Source organism: Mycobacterium sp. (genome assembly GCF_049281135.1).
In the GTDB taxonomy this organism is placed as follows: Bacteria; Actinomycetota; Actinomycetes; order Mycobacteriales; family Mycobacteriaceae; genus Mycobacterium.
The window spans coordinates 1-2,894 of the sequence record NZ_JBAPRN010000550.1; the positions used below are offsets into that span (position 1 = coordinate 1).

A 2,894-nucleotide genomic window follows, 5' to 3' on the forward strand; every position below is an offset into this window, starting at 1 on the left:
GTACCGCGACGACATGACCGCTCTGCGGGTGTTGCCGCCCCGCGAATATGTGGCGGCAACCGACACGGTGGCCGAGGTCGTCGAGCTGGTCGAGAAGATGCTGGCCTCGGGGGCGGCGTACATCGTCGACGACGCCGAATTCCCCGACGTGTACTACCGCGCCGACGCCACCCTGCAGTTCGGCTACGAGTCCGGCTACGGCCGCGACACCATGCTGACGCTGTTCGCCGAACGCGGCGGCGACCCGGACCGGGCCGGCAAATCCGATCAGCTCGACGCGTTGCTCTGGCGTGCCGAGCGGCCGGGGGAGCCGAGCTGGCCGTCGCCGTTCGGGCCCGGCCGACCGGGTTGGCACGTCGAGTGCGCGGCGATCGCGCTCAGTCGTATCGGCAGTGGCCTGGACATCCAGGGCGGCGGCAGCGATCTGATCTTCCCGCATCACGAATTCACCGCCGCGCACGCCGAATCCGTCAGCGGCGAAAGGCGTTTCGCGGGGCACTACGTGCACGCCGGCATGATCGGTTGGGACGGCCACAAGATGTCCAAGAGCCGCGGCAACCTGGTGCTGGTGTCGGGTTTGCGTGCCGAGGGTGTGGACCCCGCGGCCATCCGGCTGGGCCTGCTGGCCGGACACTATCGGGCCGACCGCGACTGGGGGCCGCAGGTGCTGGAAGACGCCAACACGCGCCTGCAGCGGTGGCGAACCGCCACCGCATTGCCCGCTGGGCCGGACGCAGCCGACCTGATCGCCCGGCTGCGCCAGTACCTCGCCGACGACCTCGATACACCCAAAGCGCTTGCCGCACTGGATGGTTGGACTACCGATGCGCTGGAATACGGTGGCCACGACGCTGAGGCGCCGCGCGCAGTCGCCGGGGCAGTGGATGCGCTGCTTGGAGTGGACCTGTCATCACTGCGGCACTAGGAGGTAGGTTGCGGCCATGACGTCAGTTGACTCGCAAGTCGTATTCATCACCGGTGGCGGCCAGGGAATCGGTGCCGAGGTGGCCCGCCGGTTGCACGCCAAGGGCGCCAAGCTGGTGCTCACCGACCTCGACGAGGCCGCGCTGGCCGAAAGGTCCGCCGAATTGGGCGGCGACGAACACGTGCTGACCGTAGTTGCCGACGTCCGCGATCTCGCCGCCATGCAGGACGCAGCCGCGCAGGCCGTCGAGAAGTTCGGTGGCATCGACACCATCGTCGCCAATGCCGGTATCGCCAGCTACGGCTCGGTGTTGCACGTCGACCCGGACGCGGTCAAGCGAGTGCTGGACGTCAACCTGCTCGGCGTCTTCCACACTGTGCGGGCCGCCTTGCCGTCGATCATCGAACGCCGCGGCTATGTCTTGGTCGTCTCGTCGCTGGCGGCGTTCGCGGCGGCGCCGGGAATGGCGCCCTACGACATGTCCAAGGCCGGCAACGAGCATCTCGCGCACGCGTTGCGGCTCGAGGTCACTCACCTCGGCGTGGCCGTTGGCTCGGCGCACATGTCCTGGATCGACACCGCGCTGGTTCGCGACACCCAGAAAGACGTGCCGGTGTTTCGGGAGCAGCTGGCGAAGTTCCCGTGGCCGTTGAACAAGACCACCTCGGTGGACAAGTGCGCCGCGGCATTCGTTGACGGCATCGAGCACCGCAAGAAGCGGGTCTACTGCCCGGGCTGGGTAAGCATGTTCCGTTGGCTGAAGCCGTTCCTGTCGACCCGGTTCGGCGAGGGCCCGCTCCTCAAGACCGCCGGCGGGCAGGTGGCCCAGATGGACGCCGAGGTGGCGGCGCTCGGGCGTTCGATTAGCGCCCACACCCAACAGTTGGAGAAGTCTTAACGCCCGAAGCCTGGGCGGCGACGCCGCAGATAGCGCTCGAACTCGGCGGCCAGCGCGTCGCCGTCGATCTTGCCCAGCGCCTCGGTCATGTCGACCTCGGCGTCACCCCGCTGCTCCAGTGACTGCACGTACTCGGCGATCTCGTCATCGTCGGTCGTCATCTCGGTGACCGCCTGCTCCCACTCCTCGGCTTGGGCCGGCAGATCAGCCAGCGGCACCTCGATGTCGAGGACGTCCTCGACGCGGCGCAGCAGCGCGACGGTCGCTTTCGGGTTCGGCGGTTGCGACACGTAGTGCGGGACGGCCGCCCAGAACGTCACGGCCGGTATCCCAGCAGCGACGCAGGCGTCCTGGAACACCCCGGCGATGCCGGTCGGGCCCTCGTACCGGGTTTCCTGCAGACCGAAGCGGTGCGCCGACTCGGGGGAGTAGGCCGCCCCGGACACCGGCACCGGCCGGGTGTGCGGAGTATCGGCCAGCAGCGCGCCGAGGATCACCACGGTGTCGACGTTGAGCTTGTCGGCGACGGTCAGCAGCTCGGCGCAGAACGTGCGCCACCGCATGTTGGGCTCCACACCGTGCATCAACACGATGTCTCGGTCGGCGCCCGGCGGCCGGCAATGCGAGATCCGCATCGACGGCCAGACCAGTTCCCGGGTGACGCCGTCGACCTGGCGGATCACCGGACGATTCACCTGGTAGTCGTAGTACGCCTCGTCGTCGATCTCGACGATCGGATCGGCCTCCCAGATGGCGTCCAGGTGCTCCAGCGCGTCGCTGGCGGCGTCACCGGCGTCGTTCCAGCCCTCGAACGCAGCCACCACGATCGTGTTGTGCAGTTCGGGAAGGGAGGCGCTGACGTCCGGCGAGGTCACGTCATTCAGCGTAAAGCCTGACCTATGGCGCGGCGCGCAGAGCAAGGACTGACTTTCCATAGTCCGGCTATGCTTGTCATTGCCGACAAGATCCGCGAGCTGGCGCTCAGGGGTACCGCGACCGCCAGGCGGTTCGGGTCGAGCTGGGCGTCCAGACGTCGGGTGACGACGTAGACTTTTCTGGTCGAGAGGCGTT

Annotated in this window: 4 protein-coding genes; 2 read left to right on the forward strand and 2 right to left on the reverse strand. The window is 68.0% G+C overall.

Going from position 1 to position 2,894, the window contains the following annotated elements:
• The coding region (gene mshC, locus WAN02_RS21470) for a cysteine--1-D-myo-inosityl 2-amino-2-deoxy-alpha-D-glucopyranoside ligase (RefSeq protein WP_422266238.1) at positions 1-925 on the forward strand (925 nt) is incomplete at its 5' end.
• A gap of 16 nt (positions 926-941) precedes the next feature.
• On the forward strand, positions 942-1,823 hold the full coding sequence (locus WAN02_RS21475; RefSeq protein ID WP_422266239.1) for an SDR family oxidoreductase: 882 nt from the start codon (positions 942-944) through the stop codon (positions 1,821-1,823).
• On the opposite strand, the gene WAN02_RS21480 is transcribed toward WAN02_RS21475, so the two are convergent.
• On the reverse strand, positions 1,820-2,698 hold the full coding sequence (locus WAN02_RS21480) for a PAC2 family protein (RefSeq protein WP_422266240.1): 879 nt from the start codon (positions 2,696-2,698) through the stop codon (positions 1,820-1,822). The two genes, WAN02_RS21475 and WAN02_RS21480, sit on opposite strands and share 4 nt — an antisense overlap.
• A gap of 5 nt (positions 2,699-2,703) precedes the next feature.
• The coding region (locus WAN02_RS21485) for a hypothetical protein (protein WP_422266241.1) at positions 2,704-2,894 on the reverse strand (191 nt) is incomplete at its 5' end.